Below are 17,791 nucleotides of genomic sequence, written 5' to 3'. Positions count from 1 at the left end.
ATGGCAATCTATACTGAGACATTCTTGTTCACGCCGCTTCCGGCAGGCAAGGACGGCACCAAACTGCGCATCGCGGTGCTGGTCAGTCCCCGGCTATCCAGCGATGACCTGGCGTCAGCCGAGGCGGATCTGAACAACTGGCCCGATGCCCGGGACTGGCCGAGCATCAGTCCTACGTGGAAGGTTCAGGTTCAGCACGGGGGCAAGACGGTTGTCTTCGACGCGACCGAGATCAAAGACGCCGCGTATGACTTCGCGACGTGGCAGCAGATGTTTCCCGGGACCAGCAAAGTGATTCCGTATCAGCCGGATGACAAATCCAAGGCGCCGATCTTCTCGTACCCGGTGAAGAAAGTCATTGACACGGCGAAGGATCTGCACGCGAAGGTCCTCAAAGGACACCGGACGGAGTTTCCGTCTCTGGAAGCCCTAGAGGCGTTTGACAGTTTCCAGGAGCTGAAACAGGCGGCGAATCAAGGGTTCACCGATGAGGTCGTCTGCACTCAGCTCGGCGGCCCCGTGTCAGACTCGGAACGCGGCATCGCGGACGCCTTTGGGCTTGCCAGCGGATTTCACGGCAGTAGGGCCTGCTCGGAATCGTCATCGCCGGTCCCGCACATCGACTCCATTTCGCCAACTTCAGGTGAGAGCGATGGCGCCGAGACCGTCACCATCTTCGGCAGCAACTTCGGCTTCGGCAGCATTCCGCTCTTTGATGGGCTGGAAGCCACCAATATCTCCATCAGCGCCGGCGAAGACGAAATCAGCTGCAAGACACCGGCGCACACGACCGGCAAGGTCAACGTTTTCGTCCGCCTGGGCGACCTGATCAGCAACGGCGTCACCTTCACCTACACCCCAGACACGGATCCGAAGTAGCCATGGACAAGCCAAAATTTGATGTGCAGCGCGCCCTCGCGGCGATGGCGGACTATCCAGCGGTGCTGCGCCGCTTCGGGGTAATCCGGGTGCTGGAAATAGACCTGGCCGGGTCGCAGATCAATCCGGCCACGGCAGGGGAGGCCAAGATAACGGCGACTCCTACGTGGACAAAGAAGATCGAGGGGGACCGCCTTTTCCCCGCTCCGATGACGACGCCGGCCTACCTGTCGGCGACGCAGTTCGCGCTCACGCCAGACAGCCGGATCGACTTGGCCACCGCGAAAATCACAGTGTCCGAAGTGGACAGTGACAGCGCGGCCGCTCGCTTGCTAGACCTCGCGCGGCAGGTCGTCAACGCGGAGCAGGCCAATGAAGAGGCTAGCGACGCGGGCTTGCTGCCGCCCATGAACAAACCAAAGCAGCTCGCCCTTCCGCCGATGCGCAACGCGGGGCTCGCGCTCGCGCAAGGGGACCGGGCGTCGGAGCTACGCCAGCAACTGGTGGACGGGCAGCCGTTCCACCGTGCCATCGGGCCCAAGACCCTGGCGAACCCGCAGCAGGGCTATATGGGGCAAGTTCTGGATGTGTGGGACGACCGCACGAGCCGGTGGCACACGGTGTGCGCGCGGCGCGGGACCTACAAGCTGCCGGGTGGTGCGACCTTCACACTCGACGACGAAGGTTCCATTTCCCTTGGCGCGACGGCGAAAGAGGACGCCAACAGTTTCTCGACGATGTTCCTGCACCAGTCGCTCGTGCGCTGGACAGGATGGAGCCTTGTCGCGCCCCGGCCGGGCAAGCCCGTGCCCGAAGATGACGCGATCGAGCCGGATCCCGGCGACCCAGCGCTGCCAGGGTTCGAGCCAACGTTCGAACCCGTGCCGGGATCGCTTCCCACACTGAGGTTTGGGGTGGGGTACCGGTTCCAGCTGCGCCGCATGGATCTCGTGGGCCGGGCCGACCCACTCGTGCCCACGTCCACCGATTTCAGCCGCGCGACACCGCTGGTGAAATACCGCCGGTTCGAGCCGGTCGTGTCGCCCATCGTCGTGGCCGCCGCGCCGATGACAGAAGGCGAATCGATCGAAACGCTGGTACACCGCCCAGAACCGTGGGCCGGTGGTTCGCAAGGCAGCGACTTGTCGCCGATTCCCAACGCGCAGCCCATGCGCCACATCGTGCCGCCGAAGGTGCCCGTGCTGCTGTGCGAGGAGCACGGCAAGTTCGACCGTCCTAACGGGACACCCGATCCGGCCAAGTACCAGATGATCGCGACGCGTGACGCGGCTGGCGTGGAAACGATGGGCCAGCTCGACCCGGGCCGGCCGAACCAGCGTTACGTCTCGGCCAACTCCGTGCCCGTCACGTGGCTGCCCGATCCGCTCTCGCGCGGTGCCGCTCTTTCTGGGCTGCCGACGGGCCTATTGAAATTCGGCTTCGAGACGTGGCCTGACGGCAAGTCGCTGCGAATCCGGCTGCAGTCGGGCAACCAGCCGCCGCAATGGGCCAGTGGCACCCGCATGCTCACGATCTACATGCCGTCAGGCGAGATGCGCACTGTGCGCTTGAGCAGTTATCTCAACGACGCTGACCTCGCGCTGCTCGGTCAGCTCGCGTGGCTGGCCGAGAGCGGAGCGACCCAAGCGGAACTGAACGCCGCATCGGCTGACATTCTCAAGGGACAGGCGTGGCAGATCACGCCGTACCGCACGCTGACGCTCGTGAACGCCGTCCGCGTACCGGTGACGGCCCCGGCCCTGACCGCCGTAGAGCCGAAGGCGCGCCCCGAAGGCTCCACGGAACAGGAACTGACCGTTAAGACGAGCTTGCATCAGCAGAGCACTGGTCTGCTTAGCCTGCACGCCAAGTGGACCGATCCGGTTGATGACCTGTCCCAGGACGGTCCGTCCACGGTCACGGCGAAGGCCACACCACTGGTCCTGCCGGTCGACTACGGCACCGCGCCCACTATGGATTTCCCAGCCAAGCACGCGTTCGGCGATACCAAGCGGCACAAGGTGGATTACACGATCGAAGGCACGACGCGCTACATGGAATATTTCGTGCAGCGGGGCAAGATTAAGCTCACGGGCACGGCCGCGGTGGAGGTGGCCAAGTCGGGCATCGCGACCGGAAGCGATGTCGTGAAGTCTCTCGATGACACGAAGACGTTCCGCCGCGACCAGGACTACACGGTGACCGGTGGCAAGATCGCACGGACACCGTTGAGTGAGATCCCCGACGGGGCAACGGTTAACGTCGCTATCGTCGCGCTGCCGGTGAGCCGCGTCTCGGCCGCGGCAATCACGCGCGACCTGCCCAGCACGGCAAGGCCCTTGCCGCCCAAGGTTTCCTGGATCGTACCGACGTTTGGATGGAAGGAGTCCAGCAGCAACCTCGGCCGGACGAAGTCCAAGACCCGAAGCGGCGGCGGGCTGCGGGTGTTCCTCGAGCGCGGCTGGTATTCCTCCGGCGTCGGCGAGCAGCTGGCCGTCGTGCTCAGCAACGGCGGCACGCCATCGGATCCGCGGCTGCTGGCACTGCTGACCCAGGCCGGCGCCGACCCGACCGTGAAAACGAATGCGGCGCAACGGTTCCCAGTGGCGACAGAGTTCACGCTTGGCACGGCGCACAAAGACATCGTGCCCGCCGAACTGGACACCTCACTGGTCTCGGTCGCCGCTCACGACGTCGTCTGGGACGCGCAACGGCGGCGGTGGGCGTGCGACCTCGTGCTGCCACCGCAAAAGGTCTATCAGCCCTTCGTCAGCCTGATGCTGGCCCGGTTCCAGCCGAACTCCATCGCGAAGATGCACCTGTCACCGATCGCCAACGTCGAGTGGGCACAACTCGCCCCCGACCGGACCGCGACGGTCGCGATGGACATGCTTGACCTGACACGCGTCAAGGTAACCGTGGCCGGACAGTCCGGCACCGGCACCGATGCCGCGAACACCAGCCCCAACCGGGTTTCCGTGATCGTGCAGACGGCGTTTGGCCTCAACCCGCGCGACCTCGACTGGCAGATCTCCGCTCCCGCAACGGGAACCGAGCTCACGGCGACGGTGTCACCTGATGGCTTCACGACGTGGACAGGCACGCTGAATCTGGGCATCTCCCGGCTCCTGCGGCCACACCGGCTCGTCATCGTGGAGCACGAACGCAACAGCGGCGGCGGCAGGCTGATCTACTCCGACGTCATCCGCATCTAGCTCGCCTTCGGGAGTGTCAGGACAGCCAGAACGTCTTGACGCTCCCAGCCGGAGGCAGACCGGTGTGCATCAGGGTGACCACGAGGTGCTCCGACGGCACAGTGTCATAACGGAAGGCTTTGAGCTCGGGTTCGACGGTGGTGCCTTTGTAAAGCCCCGTCGTGCGGTGTTTGGCATATTTCTGCTGATCCTGCTTGCGCCAGTGGGCGAGGAGGGGACCGGTCCAGCGACCCTCGTCGAAATAGAGCGGCCCAGCGCCGGACAAGTCGTCGTAAGTAATGTGGACGGTGTCGCCATCGAGCGCGATGCGGTGCAGGAAGATGTGCGCCGGCAGCGTGAAGTCGCGATTGGCCTTGTCCACCACCGCTTGCAGGACCTTGGTGAAGTCGGCACGGATGGCAGGCTCTAGCTCCGCCAGTTTCTCTTGCGCCAGGGCGAGCGTAATCATGTTTCCGCCAATGCTTTTTGGGGTTCTCGCTGGTGAGAATAGACGGGTGTGAGCAGAGCCGAAAGCGCGATCAGCACACAGGCCGCGCCGGAAACGAAAAGTGTTGCTGTCGTGCCATATTTGCCCGCTGCCGCGGCGAGAAGCGCGATGCCGAGGGGATTGAGGGCACCGTGCAGGGTCCAGAACGCAGACGTGACCCGGCCGAGCAGATCGCTGGGCGTGATTTCCTGCCGTAGCGACATCGAGGAGATGCCAGCTATCCCCGTCGCGAGCGCCATGCCAGCGGCCATGAGCCCGATCATGGCGGCGCTCGTGGACCAGGCCATGCCGAGGACCGAGAGTCCACAAAGGACACACGCGCCTATCCAGGTGGTGCCGAACGCGAAGCGGTGCCTGATCCGCGCCACTCCCAAAGATGCCACGAGGGTACCAGCGAAGCTTGCCGCCATGACGAATCCGATGACGCGATCCGGCTGAGCCAGGTCGTGTTTGAGCCGGAAGATGAAGACGTCGGTCAGTCCCATCGTGATCGACGTGAACACCGCGAGCAAAATCGTCAGCGAACGCAGGACGGGTTGGTGCCAAAGGAATTTCGCGCCGGCGAGGAACTGCGCCGTCTTGCTTTCGGTGCTGGGTTCCCGTTGCAGGCGGGGCAGCTTGATGAACGCGAGCCCGGCAGCGGATAACGCGAAGCTGGCGGCATCCACGGCGATAGCGGTCTGTGGGCCGAGGGAGCCAGACACGAGACCGGCCAGCGCGGGCCCGGCCAGGTAAGCGGTCGCCGTCGAAGCGAATAGATGGCCGTTTGCCTTGATGATCTGATCCTTGGGCACGAGCCCCGGCACGACGGTCACCTGCGTGACGCGGGCGAGCATGCCGCACGCGGCCGAAAGCGGGACGGCCAGGTACAGCAGCCACAGCTGCGGAGCGAACAGCCAGGCCACCGGAATGCTGGCGTGCAAGACGAAGCGGGCCACGTCGCTGCCGATGAGCAGGGCACGGCGGTTGACCCGGTCGGCGATGAACCCGGCGAAGACACCCATGATGAGCGAGGCCGCCCCGCCGAGACCGGTGATGAGGCCCATCTGCAGCACGGAACCCGTCGTGTGCAACACGAGCAGGGGAATAGCGATCAGGGAGAACGAGCTGCCGGTGGCGGAAAGTGTCTGTACCGCAAGAAAAGTAAGAAACGGCCTTCCGTAGCCCAAGGAGCTTCCCCGATTCGGTTCGTGCCCGCGGGTTGACCCTGACACAGTGTGAGGGGCTACACCTGGAGGCATCATGTTCAGTATTGGAGATTTCGCCCGGCACGGCCGCGTCTCGGTCCGCATGCTGCGGCACTATGACGCGATCGGCTTGCTGCCTCCGGCCTATGTCGATGAGGCGACCGGTTACCGGTCATATGACGCTGCTCAGCTGGCACTGCTGAACCGCATTGTGGCGCTTAAAGATCTGGGCTTCACGTTACAACAGGTTCAGAGCATCCTTCACGACAAGATCAGCGTGGAGGAACTGCGCGGCATGCTGCGGTTGCGCCTGGCCGACCTGCATACGCAGATAGCGCAGGACACGGCCCGGCTGGGACAGGTTGAGGCGAGGCTCCTGATCATCGAGAAGGAAGGCATCATGCCGCAGCAGGACATCCAGGTGAAGACGATCCCGGCGGTGCGGGTCGCCGAACTTTCCGCCCCGGCGGCCAGCTTCGAGCCGGAATCGGTGGGGCCGGCCATCAGCCCGCTATATGACGATTTGTGGGTACGCCTCGATCGGCGCGACATTCAGGTCGCCGGCCCAGCGATCGCATATTACGAAGACGCCCCAAACAGCGACGGCATCATCGTGCACGCGTGTTTCCCGGTGAACATCCCGGCAGATGGCGACTATGACTTCAAGGTCGTCGACCTGCCCGCGATCGAACGGGCCGCCACGATCGTCCACCGTGGAGCGATGGACAACGTGATGTCAACGATCCAGGAGCTCGCCCTCTGGATCGACGCCAGTGGCTACAAGTCGGCTGGCTACAACCGTGAGCTCTACCTGCAAGTGGGCGACGATAAGTCCACGTGGGTCACGGAGTTGCAGGAGCCGTTGCGGTAGGGGCTATCTTTCGCGGGTGACCCTTCGCATCGGCGTGCTCGGCGCTGCCCGCATTACTCCCACCGCGCTGATCAAACCCGCGGCCGCCGTTGACGGGGTGACCGTGACGGCCGTCGCGGCACGCGATCGCTCCCGGGCATCGGCTTTCACCCGCCGGCATGGCATCCCCGTCGTGCACGACAGCTATGCCGCCCTGATCGCGGACCCTTCCATCGACGCCATCTACAACCCGTTGCCCAACGGCCTGCACGCGTCGTGGACGATCGCCGCATTGCAGGCCGGAAAGCACGTGCTGGGCGAGAAGCCGTTCACGGCCAACGCGTCCGAGGCCCGTTCTGTGGCGGCCGCCGCCGGTTCACTGACCGTCATGGAGGCGTTTCACTACCGCTATCACCCGCTCGCCGGCCGCCTGGCTGAGATCGTCCACAGTGGAGAGATCGGCACCGTGACACAGGTCAAAACGGCGATGTGCTTTCCGCTGCCGCGCTTCGGCGACATCCGTTACAACTTCGGTCTCGCGGGCGGCGCCCTCATGGACGCTGGCTGTTATGCCTTGCGCTGCTTGCGTTTGGCTGGCCCCGGCACCCCAACTGTCGTGTCAGCGTCGGCGAAAACCCTGCGCCGCGACCCTCGTGTCGACCGGGCGATGCAAATCTCGCTGTCATTTCCGGGCGGAGCCACCGGTCACGTGACCACCTCGATGTGGTCGTCGGCGCTGCTCAAACTGACCGCACACGTCACGGGCACGCTCGGCTCGGTGCGGGTGGTGAATTTCGTTGCGCCACAATACTTCCACCACTTCACTGTCCGCACCGGCGGCGCGACGCGGCGGGAACGGTTCAGCAAGACGCCGACTTACACCTATCAGCTGCAGGCCTTCGCCGACGCTGTCCGTGGCGAGGACACCAACCTGACCCCGCCCTCGGACTCGATCGCCACGATGGAACTGATTGACGCCGCCTACCTGGCCGCTGGTCTTCCGGTGCGGGGCTAACATCTTGTCCATGAACGAGCCTGCCGCAGAAAACGACCGGTGGAAGCGTAACGACTGGTGGGGCGTCGTGCTCGACTGCGCTGATGTCGCACAGCTCGCCCATTTCTACGCTGAACTGCGCGGTTGGAAGATCCACAAGATAGACGAGAGCGACGCGTCCCTCGACGCCGGCGAGGGTATCGCCTACCTCAGCGTCCAGCGCAATCCCGGTTACGTGCGCCCGTCGTGGCCGGCGCAGCCCGGGCAGCAGCAAATGCAGCTGCACCTGGACTTCGAAGTCACCGATCTCGCCGCCGAAACCGCCCGCGCCATCGCCCTCGGCGCCACCCTCGCCGAGTATCAACCGCAAGAAAACGTCCGCGTGCTCCTTGACCCCGCAGGCCACCCCTTCTGCCTCTACACCGGCTAGGGCTGGCGGTTCAGGGGGTCAGGGTGGTGTAGCTGCCACGGTGGTAGAGCAGGGGCTCGCCAGGAGTTTGGCTCGCACTGACGGGGGTGCCGAGGACGACGATGTGATCGCCGACGGTAAGGCGGCCGGTGACGGAGCAGATCAGGACGGCCAGGGCGTCGTGCAGCATGGGCAGGCCGTAGGGGCCGGGACGCCACAGAGACTGGTCGGCGAAGCGGTCGATGCCGGAGGTCGCGAAGACGCGGGCGACGTTTTCCTGGCCCGCGCGCAGCAGGTGAATGGCCACATAGGAGGCTGATTCGATCGCGGGGCGGGCTGAGGCGGTGTCGCCGATGATGAACGAAACCAGTTGCGGGCGTAGCGATACCGAGGTGAACGACGTGACCGTCAGGCCGGCTGGGCCGGGTGCGGTCACGATGGTGACTGAGGAGGCCTGGTTGCGCAGGACCGCGCGGAACGTGTGCGGGTCGATGCCAGTGGGCGCGTCGGTCGTCTGCGTCATGCCGTGCAGTGTAAGGAAAAGTTTCGAGCATTGCGTAAGGGAATTCTATTAGATAAGTTTCCTAATCATTAGTGTTCGATGATTAGGAGTGTGAATGCGCCTACGACCACTAATTGCTCTGCTAGCGGCCGCGACTGCGGTGGCGGCGGCAGGGATCGCGGCACCCGCCGCGCAGGCTGCGAGTTCCGGCTCGACTAGGCCGAAATTGCGCCAGGTTGGCTACTTCACCCAGTGGGGTATCTACGGCCGCAATTTCCATGTGAAAGACCTGGACACCTCAGGGGCGGCAGCGAAGCTGACGCATATTAACTATGCGTTCGCCAACGTGAGCCCCGAAGGGCTCTGCTTCCAGTCCGCGACCCCCGGTGAGAGCGACGCGTGGGCTGACTATCAGCGCACTGTTCCGGCTGAGCAATCGGTGGACGGCGTCGGTGACACCTGGGGTGAACCGCTCAACGGCAACTTCGGCCAGCTGCTCAAATTGAAGCAAAAGCACCCGAACCTCAAGGTGATGATTTCGATCGGCGGCTGGACCTGGTCCACCTACTTTTCGAACGCGGCACTCCCGGAGAACCGGGCCGCATTCGTGTCCTCCTGCATCGACATTTTCCTCAAGGGGAATCTGCCCATTCTGGACGGTGGCAGCGGGGGACCAGGAGCCGCGGCCGGTGTCTTCGATGGCATCGACCTCGACTGGGAGTGGCCGAACTGGAACGGTGAACCAGGCAACGTGATCCGCCCGGAAGACAAGGTCAACTTCACCGGGCTGGTCGCCGAGTTCCGCAAGCAGCTCGACGCACTGGGCCAGAGCAACGCCAAGAAGTACGAGCTGAGCGCGTTCCTGCCGGCCAACCCGGCCGCCATGGACGCTGGCTTCGAAGGCAAGAAGATCTTCAAGTACCTGGACTTCGCTACCGTGCAGGGGTACGACTTCCACGGCACTTGGGAGACGGTGACCAACCAGCAGTCGGCTCTGCGCCGTCCCGCTGGCTCACCGGACAATCCTGACTTCACCCTGGAACGCACCGTGAAGTCGTGGATTGAGCGAGGAGCTCCACGGCAGAAGATCGTGATCGGTATCCCGTATTACGGCCAAGGCTGGACCGGGATCACCGCTGGCGGTAACGGCTTGTTCAAGCCCGCGACCGGGCCCGCGCCCGCCACGCACCAGGCTGGTTTCGAGGACTACAAGGCCCTCAAGACCCTGGGTTACCCGGTTTACCGGGACTGGCAGGCCGGCCACGCATGGCTCTTCAACGGGACCACCTTCTGGACCTATGACGACCCGCTCGTCGTGCTGCAGAAGACACTCTGGTCTCGGTCACAGGGGCTAGGCGGCGTCATGGTGTGGTCGCTTGACGGCGACGACAGCAACGCCACGCTGACTAAGACTATCCATTTAGGACTTAGCTAGCGTCGATGCGGTCGCGCCGCCCCGGCGTTTTCGCTCGGGTGAGCGCGGCCGCATCGATACCATCTCGCCATGGAATTCACCGTCGACGCTTCCGGTCTTTCCCTACCCGCCACATTGGACGAACCAGCGCGCGCGGCGCGTGGCGGGGTTGTAGTGCTGCACGCGGCGGAAGCAGGCGAACGGTCTTTTTTCCTTTACCAGCACTTAAGTGAGGCATTGACCTCTATCGGGGTGGCGGTGCTGCGGTATGACCGGCGGACAAGCTCTAACGGCACCGTCCACGTAGGACACCAGGCCGCCGACGCGGTCGCCGCGATCCGGCTTCTGCGTGATCAGGCTGGCGACGTCCCGATGGGGCTGTGGGGGCTGGGAACGGGAGCACTCGCCGCCGCTGCGGCCGCGATCGCCTATCCCGCCGAGGTTGACTTCGTCATCGCGGTTTCCGTGCCCGGCGGGGGTTTCCGGTTGTCGATCCCGGTGCTGGAGTTTCAGGGCAAGACGCTGCTAAGCGCCAGCCAGCCCGACTCGGAGTCGGTGGAACTGCCTGGCTGCACCTATTGGCCCGCTAACGGCGAGACCGTTAGCGAGGTCTACACCAGCGCTATGACGGCTTGGCTGGCCCGGCTCCTGGGTTAGGCACGAAGCCCTGCCACGGGTCATAATTGGCTTCCAAGGGTTCCTGTGCGGGACGTTCCGCTTCGGGGACGTGCTGCAGGTTGACACGGATGCGGTACCACAGCGAGCTGCGGCCACGCATGCCGTCAACGAGGACGTCGGCCGGCTCCAGGTGCTCCACCGCCTTGGGGTGCTTGGCTTTCCACCGCTCCAGTGCTTCCAGGGCTTCAGGCTTGGTTTTGGTACGGGCGACTTCGATCAGCGGCATCGTTTGCTGCCGCCTGCCCTGACCCTTCGGCGGTTTCTCCGCGGGACCCATTTGCTTAGCGAGCTCCAGCAGCGCTGTCAGTGAGCCGGGCGCCTCTTCGATGTCCCGGTGCGGATCGCCTATCTCGGCGAAACGCGGCAACATGGTGACCGCTGTGAACTTCTCCGGATGACAGTCGCGCACTTCATCCCACGCCAGCGGCGCCGAAACCCGGGCGTCCGGCACGGCACGCACGGAGTAGGCGGAGGCGACGGTCCTGTCTTTGGCGTTCTGGTTGAAGTCGACGAAGACCTTCTCGCCGCGTTCTTCCTTCCACCACTTGGCCGTCGCCAGCTCGGGCGCCCGGTTCTCCACTTCGCGGGCCACTGTCTCGGCGGCCAGGCGAACGTCCTGATAGGACCATCGCGGGTCGATCCGGGTGATGATGTGGAAACCCTTGGAGCCGGAGGTCTTGGGCCAGGCGGCGAGCCCGTGGTCTTCCAGCACCGCCTTGGCGACATAGGCGACATCAACGATCTGGGACCACTCGATCCCGGGCATGGGATCAAGGTCGATGCGCAGTTCGTCGGGGCGATCGAGGTCCTCAGCGCGTACCGGATGGGGGTTGAGGTCTATGCACCCGAGGTTGATGACCCATGCCAATTGCGCGCTATCTCGCACAACGACCTCTTCGGCCGATCTGCCCGATGCGTAATGCAGCTCGGCTACTTCAATCCAGTCTGGGCGGGTCGACGGCGCGCGTTTTTGAAAAAACGCTTCCTCGTCAATTCCTTTGACGAATCTCTTGAGAATCATCGGCCGGCCGGATACACCTCGCAAAGCACCATCAGACACCGCAAGGTAGTAGTTAACAAGGTCAAGCTTGGTAATTCCGGGCACGGGAAAGACCATCTTGTCCGGGTTAGTGATTGTTACTTCCCGGTTCGCGACTTGCAGAACTCGTGACTTGGCCACAAGAGCATCTTAAGCAGCAGCTAGATCCACCGCTGGCTATGTTTCTGATTGGTAACTTTAAGCCGTTCGTATGTGGTCAAGCAAGGCTGCCTTAAAGAAGTATTGGCACTCGTGTCAGGCCGCCACCGTAATAGACGTAAACAGCCATTCGGCGCTGGAGCCATCGCAGCGGGAGTGGCGTTAACCGTCGCTGCCATCGCCGGGGTTGTTGTCGTCGCCTACCAGTTCGTCGCCAAGCCCGGTTGCTCCGGCTCCGCCCCACTGAAGGTTGCCGCGGCAGCCGAGATCGCGCCAGCGATCAAGCAGGCGGCCGCAGCGTTGGCCGCGCGCAAGGTCGAAGTGGACGGTGCGTGTGTCCAGATCGAGGTCACCGCGGCCGATCCGGCCGACATAGCGGCCGCTCTCGCGGGCAAACAGAACGTGGCGATGGCCGGAGTCGGTCAGGCGAGCGGGAACATCGAAGTACCCGATGTCTGGGTGCCGGACTCGTCCATGTGGCTCGCCCGGCTGGCTAGCGCCTCGCCGGTGCTCGCGATCGGTGACGCGCCTTCGATCGCGCGCAGCCCTGTCGTCATGGCGATGCCAGAACCCGTCGCGGCCACTCTCGGCTGGCCTACCAATGCTTTGACGTGGCAAGCGCTGCTGCAGCGGATGACCACCGACACCAAGATGAAGATCGGCACTGTAGAGCCGACCCGTGACGCGGCAGCCCTGTCGGGCCTGCTCGCGCTGGGCGCGGCGATGAGCGCAAACCCGAACGGCCAGGCTGCCGCGACCGGGGCATTGCGTGCCTTGGCCGCTGGACGGTCCGCGCTCAAGCAGGATGTGCTCGCGCGCTTCCCACGGTCGTCGGAACCAGCCGCGATCGCCTCCGGGCTGAGCGCGGCGGCGTTGTCGGAGCAGTCCGTCATCGCCTTCAACGCCGCTAAGCCGCCGGTCCGCCTGGCTGCTCTCTATCTGGACCCGGCGCCGCTGGCCCTGGACTATCCCTACGCCGTGCTGCCGGGCATCGAACAGAGCCGCAGCAACGTGGCTGCCCGGTTGCTCGAAGAACTGCAGGGCGGCGAGTTCCGCAACCGCCTTGCCGCAGACGGGCTGCGCACAGCCGAAGGCCGGACCACCGACGGCTTCGCGTTGCCGTCAGCGGCGCCCATGCCCACCGCGACGCCCGCCCCGACCGCGACCGAGCGTGCCGCCGCCGCCGCTGCCGTAGAGAAGGCACTGTCGTCGTGGATCGCCGTGACGCTGCCCGCTCGCATGCTCGCCGTCATTGATATCTCCGGAACCATGGGCGCCAAGGTTCCCAGCGCGGGCAACATGACGCGCATCGATCTCACGCTCGAGGCGGCCCGCCGTGGTGTTGGCCTGTTCGACGACTCGTGGGCGGTGGGCCTGTGGGTCTTCTCCACCGAGCTCGATGGGGCCAAGGACTACAAGGAACTCTCGCCGATCGAGCCGCTCGCGTTGCAGCGCACGAAACTGTTGCAGGCACTGAGCACCATCAAGGCCAAGCCACAGGGCGACACGGGTCTTTACGACACGGTCCTGGCGGCGTACCAAGCGGTGCAAAAGGACTGGGATCCGGGCCGGGTCAACTCGCTCGTGCTCATGACCGACGGCATCGGTAACGACGACGCCAATGGCATCACCCATGCCGACCTGCTCGCCAAGCTCAAGCAGATCCAGGATCCGAAGAAGCCGATCCAGGTGATCTTCATCGGCATCGGGCCAGACGTGGTTCCCGGTCCGCTGGAGGAGATCACCAAGCAGACCGGTGGTGGCGTGTTCGTGACCCCGGACCCCGCCAAGATCGGCGAGATCTTCCTCAAGGCGATCTCGTTGCGGACCGCTCAGTAGTACCTGATGGGGCGCGGTTTGAGGCCGCCGAAGAGCCAGTTGCCTGGCGCGTGTGGGTCGTCGCTGCAGACGAACTCACGGCACGCCTGCATGAGGTCTTCGGCGGTCACGAAACCGTCAGCGTCGCGGTCGATCGCGAGCAGGCCTATGCTGGCCTGCTCGGGCGCCACCCCTAACGCGGTTTGAAAGGCTAGAAACTCCTTGGCGCTCAACCGGCCATCGCCGTCGGCGTCATACAGGACCAGAATCGCTCGCGGCATTTGCGCGATTCCCTCGTCGAAACCATGGGGCGACGATTTGGCTACCGCCTCAATGCCTTCAATGTATTCGTCACGGCTGATCTGTCCGTCATCGGCGACCTTTAGCTTGCGGCACAGGTCTTCCCAGAACTGAAGATAGGCGGAGACAACGATATGCATGTCTTCGTTGGAGGCGGAGCGGGCTAGGCGCTTGGCGATGTCCTCGAAGTCGCCCCGCTGGAGGTATCCGTTTCGGTTGATATCCAGAAAATCGAATGTTTGCCCGTGTTTTTCGGCAGCAACGTCGCTAACCATATCAAACATGGTAGTCACGGATAGTGAAGAAACGTTCCCGTTCAGTGCAGGAAATCAGCCCGCAATGAGAGCCATCTATGGTCTGGCCCACGAGAGTGGGGTCTGCCATGACTTTCAGTTCGCTGGTTGTTGACGTTGGTGCTAGCCCGGCCGTCGCGGCAGTGGTCGCCGCGGAACAGGTCCATTACCTCACCTGGACACAGGCCGCTGATTTGCGTGGGCTGGCCGCTCACGCGGAAAGGCAATTACAGGCCCAGATCGGCAAGCTCGTGCTCACGGTGCCGAGCGGCACCGCGAGAGCTGGTTTGCTGGCGGCCGCGACGGCAGCCGGGTTCCCGGACGCGGAGCTGGTCAGCCAGCCCGTGGCCGCTGCTGCCGATCCGCAGGCCAGGCCGGATCTGCCGGACGACGCGCTAGTCCTGGTCTGCGATTTGAATGAGGCCTGGTCGGCCGCGCTCGTCCGGCTTGATCCACAGGGTTCGGTGTCGCTGGCCGAGGAAAGCGCCAGCCACACGCTCACGCGCGACGGCGTCACCGACGCGGCCCTGCGCTGGCTAGCGGCGAGCTGCCGTGCCTTGGCCGCGCGGGCGGGCGTGAGTCTGGCTGACGTCACCGCCGTGCTCGTGACCGGTGGCGGAGCGCGGATCGCCCAGGTGCCCGCGACGTTGCGGCAGGAGCTGGGGCGGCCGCTGCTCGTGCCGCTCGACCCCGAGTATGCCGTTATCCGGGGCGCTGCCCGCTGGGCGATGCAAGGCCAGCGGCGGCGGCTCGTCTCACAACCGGCCACGTGGCGGATCGAGCCGTTGTGCTGGAGCGGATTTCCTGAGGATTCCCGGCTGCTGCGCTGGACCGTCCAAGAAGGACAGTCGTTCGGGCACGGTGCGCTCATCGCCCAGCTGCGCACCGCCGACGACCGGGTGTTCGACCTCACCGCCGCCCGGGAGGGAATCCTGCTGGAGCAACGGACAGCGCCGGGCTCACCGGCGGTTCCCGGTGCGGTGCTTGGCTTCGCGCGGTCGGCTCAGCTGATTCAGAATGACCGGCCGACGAAACGCCTTGCCATGAAAGTCAGTGGAGAGTGGGTGCTCACGCAAGACCATCAGTACGTCGCCGAGTGCGCGGATTCCGGTGCCTACGTGCGCGTGCGCTCCATCGCCAACGGGTCGATCGTCGAGGAGGTCCGTCCAGCCAACGGTGCCGCCCCGGGCAACGGGCGGCTGTTCGTCGGTTCCGGAGGCTCGATGGCGCTCGTGACCTGGACTGACGCTGGGCAGTTCGCGGTCTGGGAGGTGCCGACGGGACGCCAGCTCGCCGAATTCCGCACACCGGCCCGCCCGCTGACGGTGGTGGTGAACGAGAACCAGTGGCAGCTCGCGTCCGAAGTGGACAAGCAAGTCAGTGTCGGCCGCTACCGCCGCGATGTCGCGGTCGTGTGGGATCTGCGGACCGGCGGGCTGATCGAGGAAATCCACGGTGACGATCTGCAACGGCGGTTCGCCGGGTTCACCAGGCGCACCACGGCACCGGGTTTCGCCGCCGAGGCGTGGAGCCCGGATGGCCGGCTGCGAGCTGGTTCGACTTGCCGCAACGGGCACGCCGCCATTTGGCTGCACCAGGCTGACACGGATGAGGAGCTGTTTCGTGCTGACCTCAGCACCGCTGAACCGGCTCGCTCGGCTTTCAGCGCGGATGGGCAATATCTGCTGGGCAACTGGTCCACACGGGACGTTTCGTGCCTTGATGTCTGGCGGATTTGAGGCTTAGCGCAAACTACGGACTGCCGGGACACGGGTCATACATTGTAACGTGTTCTAAAATTGGCGGCCCGGAGGAGACATGGTGTTCGCGCAGACCGCTGTCAGTATCAACGCTCCCATCGCGACGGTTTGGGACGTGATGATGGACCTCGATTCCTACCAAGAATGGAACCCGTTCATCGAACGTGTCGACCGCCGCGCCGCCGGCCCGGCGAAGGTCGGCGACAAGCTCGTGCTGCACGTGCGTTTCCGCGGCGGGAAACTGGTGGCCAGCCCGGAACGCATCACCCTGATCGACCCGCCTGCCCTGGATGGCGCCGTAACCAAGGCACGGCTGGAATACGAGTTCTACGGCTTCCTGCACCGCACCTGGATGATCCGCGGCCGGCGGGCGCAGTGGCTGGAACAAGACGCCAGTGGGGCGACCCGTTACCGCACGGAAGAACGCTTCCATGGCTTGATGGCCAAGTACACGCCGGTGCGTTCAGTGCAGGACGGTTTCGAACGGCACGCCGCCGCCCTCAAGAAGAGGGCGGAAGCGTCAGCCTAGGGATTGTCGCGCAGTCTGCGCAGCGAGCCGAAGAGCAGGAGCACGCCGGCGACGACGAGCCCGAAACCAAGTCCCATCAACGGGACTACCCGGCTTCCCGTAGTGGGCAGCGGAGCCGGGTTTGGCGCGTCTTCGCTAGACGAAGCCGTAGCCGTCGGGCTGGCAGTGGGTGATGCGCTGGGAGAGGCGCTAGGAGACGCGCTCGGTGTGGGAACGACGTTGTCACAGGACGGCAGATCGCCCGTGAACGGATAGCTGTGGAACTCGTTGCCGCTCGCCCCACCGGTCCCGCCGTGCACGATGCTTCCTGCCGTGAAGAAGCGGCCGTTCATGCCCGCGTTGGTGACAGTCGCCGTGCTGGCGGGGTCTCCGATCAGGACACTTCCCTGAAACTGCGCCGTCCCGCCGAAGCGGGGTGTGGTGGCGCTGGGAATGTTCCACAGCGTCTTCTCGCGCAGCGCCTCCCACGTGCCGTCGAAGCCGCCGCTGACGTTGGCATGCCAGTCCGGCTTCGTCACGTTGATGAGAACGGTCGCCCCGGCGGGAATGCCGACGAAGCGCAGATCGACCTGGCCGGTGCCGTTGAGCGCCACCAGATCCCGGTCGACGTAAAAGACCTGCAGCGCCGAGGTGCCGTCACCGGAGAAGATGACGCCGAACGGGTCCATCGGGTTGGGATAGACGATCGAACCGGTCTCCGGCACCAGGGCTTCGTCGGCATAGCACTGCGACGCTTCCTCAAGCTCGGTCAGCAGCGAGGTGTAGGGCGCGGTCGCGTTGGGATCCTGAATCAGATCCGCGGGGACGAGCACGCTGACCGTGCCGGTCACGGTGCCGCCGTAGCGAACTTTCCCGCCCTCGGCGATGATGCGCTGTGTAGGCGCGACCGTGATGTTTCCGCCGACGGCCAGAAAGTCGGTGCCCGCTTCCGGCCGCACCTGCGAGCCCACGCCCACGATGCCGACGTTGTAAGCACCGCCGGACACGGCGGCTTTGTTCTGGTCGAAGTCTCCTAAGACGACGATGCGGCCCTCGGCTTCGGCGGCGCTCTCCCGCACCTGGTAGTCGCCGCCGGCGTACACACTGATGGCGTTGTCGCGCAACGTGGTTGACCCGTTGTGCGGCGGATAGGGGTAGGGACCGCAATTGCCCGGAACGCAGGGCCCAAGACCTCCCGGCAAAGGTGCGGCCAGTCCAGCGCCCGCCGGAATGAGCGCGAGCCCGGCCGCCAATCCGGCCACGATGTGTTTGGTGCCCATTTTTCCCCCTCTGGTGCGG

At 64.7% G+C, this 17,791-nt stretch carries 16 protein-coding genes; 10 read left to right on the top strand and 6 right to left on the bottom strand.

The window, feature by feature from the left end; all coding sequences use genetic code 11:
* Positions 1–879, top strand: a complete 879-nt coding sequence (locus A3E1_RS0129555) for an IPT/TIG domain-containing protein (protein ID WP_020524420.1) — start codon at positions 1–3, stop codon at positions 877–879.
* Between the two features lie 2 nt (positions 880–881).
* Complete coding sequence (locus A3E1_RS0129550) at positions 882–4,094, top strand: hypothetical protein (RefSeq protein ID WP_020524419.1); 3,213 nt, start codon at positions 882–884, stop codon at positions 4,092–4,094.
* 16 nt (positions 4,095–4,110) lie between these two features.
* On the opposite strand, the gene A3E1_RS0129545 is transcribed toward A3E1_RS0129550, so the two are convergent.
* Both A3E1_RS0129545 and A3E1_RS42755 read right to left on the bottom strand, forming a co-directional pair.
* Positions 4,111–4,542: a hypothetical protein gene (locus A3E1_RS0129545; protein ID WP_020524418.1), complete on the bottom strand. Its 432-nt coding sequence runs from the start codon at positions 4,540–4,542 to the stop codon at positions 4,111–4,113.
* Positions 4,539–5,750 carry an MFS transporter gene (locus tag A3E1_RS42755; protein WP_211216016.1) on the bottom strand — a complete coding sequence of 404 codons (1,212 nt, stop codon included), beginning with the start codon at positions 5,748–5,750 and terminating at the stop codon, positions 4,539–4,541. The genes A3E1_RS0129545 and A3E1_RS42755 overlap by 4 nt, the downstream gene beginning before the upstream one ends.
* Positions 5,751–5,823: 73 nt before the next feature.
* Here A3E1_RS42755 and A3E1_RS0129535 point away from each other — a divergent pair, with 73 nt between their 5' ends.
* From A3E1_RS0129535 to A3E1_RS0129525, 3 genes are read left to right on the top strand one after another with little or no spacing between them, the layout of a single operon-like run.
* Positions 5,824–6,639 carry a MerR family transcriptional regulator gene (locus A3E1_RS0129535; RefSeq protein WP_020524416.1) on the top strand — a complete coding sequence of 272 codons (816 nt, stop codon included), beginning with the start codon at positions 5,824–5,826 and terminating at the stop codon, positions 6,637–6,639.
* Positions 6,640–6,655: 16 nt separating this feature from the next.
* Positions 6,656–7,633, top strand: coding sequence for a Gfo/Idh/MocA family protein (locus A3E1_RS0129530; protein WP_020524415.1), 978 nt, complete (start codon positions 6,656–6,658; stop codon positions 7,631–7,633).
* 10 nt (positions 7,634–7,643) lie between these two features.
* A complete protein-coding gene (locus tag A3E1_RS0129525) occupies positions 7,644–8,042 on the top strand; it encodes a VOC family protein (RefSeq protein ID WP_020524414.1) in 399 nt (132 codons plus the stop codon).
* 10 nt (positions 8,043–8,052) lie between these two features.
* On the opposite strand, the gene A3E1_RS0129520 is transcribed toward A3E1_RS0129525, so the two are convergent.
* Positions 8,053–8,544, bottom strand: coding sequence for a flavin reductase family protein (locus A3E1_RS0129520; RefSeq protein ID WP_020524413.1), 492 nt, complete (start codon positions 8,542–8,544; stop codon positions 8,053–8,055).
* Between the two features lie 94 nt (positions 8,545–8,638).
* On the opposite strand from A3E1_RS0129520, the gene A3E1_RS0129515 reads away from it, so the two are divergent.
* Together A3E1_RS0129515 and A3E1_RS42750 are read left to right on the top strand one after the other, a co-directional pair.
* Positions 8,639–9,958: a glycoside hydrolase family 18 protein gene (locus A3E1_RS0129515; RefSeq protein WP_020524412.1), complete on the top strand. Its 1,320-nt coding sequence runs from the start codon at positions 8,639–8,641 to the stop codon at positions 9,956–9,958.
* A 69-nt stretch (positions 9,959–10,027) separates the two neighbouring features.
* Positions 10,028–10,594 carry an alpha/beta fold hydrolase gene (locus A3E1_RS42750; RefSeq protein WP_020524411.1) on the top strand — a complete coding sequence of 189 codons (567 nt, stop codon included), beginning with the start codon at positions 10,028–10,030 and terminating at the stop codon, positions 10,592–10,594.
* On the opposite strand, the gene ligD is transcribed toward A3E1_RS42750, so the two are convergent.
* Positions 10,560–11,795 carry a non-homologous end-joining DNA ligase gene (gene ligD / locus A3E1_RS0129505; protein ID WP_020524410.1) on the bottom strand — a complete coding sequence of 412 codons (1,236 nt, stop codon included), beginning with the start codon at positions 11,793–11,795 and terminating at the stop codon, positions 10,560–10,562. The genes A3E1_RS42750 and ligD overlap by 35 nt on opposite strands.
* A 111-nt stretch (positions 11,796–11,906) precedes the next feature.
* On the opposite strand from ligD, the gene A3E1_RS0129500 reads away from it, so the two are divergent.
* Positions 11,907–13,652, top strand: coding sequence for a VWA domain-containing protein (locus A3E1_RS0129500; RefSeq protein WP_051105195.1), 1,746 nt, complete (start codon positions 11,907–11,909; stop codon positions 13,650–13,652).
* Here the strand turns inward: A3E1_RS0129500 and A3E1_RS45235 are convergent.
* On the bottom strand, positions 13,646–14,206 hold the full coding sequence (locus A3E1_RS45235; RefSeq protein WP_026208969.1) for an EF-hand domain-containing protein: 561 nt from the start codon (positions 14,204–14,206) through the stop codon (positions 13,646–13,648). The two genes, A3E1_RS0129500 and A3E1_RS45235, sit on opposite strands and share 7 nt — an antisense overlap.
* Before the next feature lie 107 nt (positions 14,207–14,313).
* Between A3E1_RS45235 and A3E1_RS0129490 the strand changes: the two genes are divergently transcribed.
* Both A3E1_RS0129490 and A3E1_RS45230 read left to right on the top strand, forming a co-directional pair.
* Positions 14,314–15,963, top strand: coding sequence for an Hsp70 family protein (locus A3E1_RS0129490; protein ID WP_020524407.1), 1,650 nt, complete (start codon positions 14,314–14,316; stop codon positions 15,961–15,963).
* 82 nt (positions 15,964–16,045) lie between these two features.
* Positions 16,046–16,513, top strand: coding sequence for an SRPBCC domain-containing protein (locus A3E1_RS45230; RefSeq protein WP_157631801.1), 468 nt, complete (start codon positions 16,046–16,048; stop codon positions 16,511–16,513).
* Here the strand turns inward: A3E1_RS45230 and A3E1_RS42735 are convergent.
* Positions 16,510–17,772 carry a choice-of-anchor A family protein gene (locus tag A3E1_RS42735; RefSeq protein ID WP_020524405.1) on the bottom strand — a complete coding sequence of 421 codons (1,263 nt, stop codon included), beginning with the start codon at positions 17,770–17,772 and terminating at the stop codon, positions 16,510–16,512. The genes A3E1_RS45230 and A3E1_RS42735 overlap by 4 nt on opposite strands.
* Positions 17,773–17,791 lie beyond the last annotated feature (19 nt).

Source organism: Catelliglobosispora koreensis DSM 44566 (assembly GCF_000379685.1).
Lineage (GTDB): Bacteria > Actinomycetota > Actinomycetes > Mycobacteriales > Micromonosporaceae > Catelliglobosispora > Catelliglobosispora koreensis.
The sequence above is the reverse complement of the archived record's forward strand: the minus strand, read 5'-3'. Positions and strand labels throughout refer to the sequence as shown.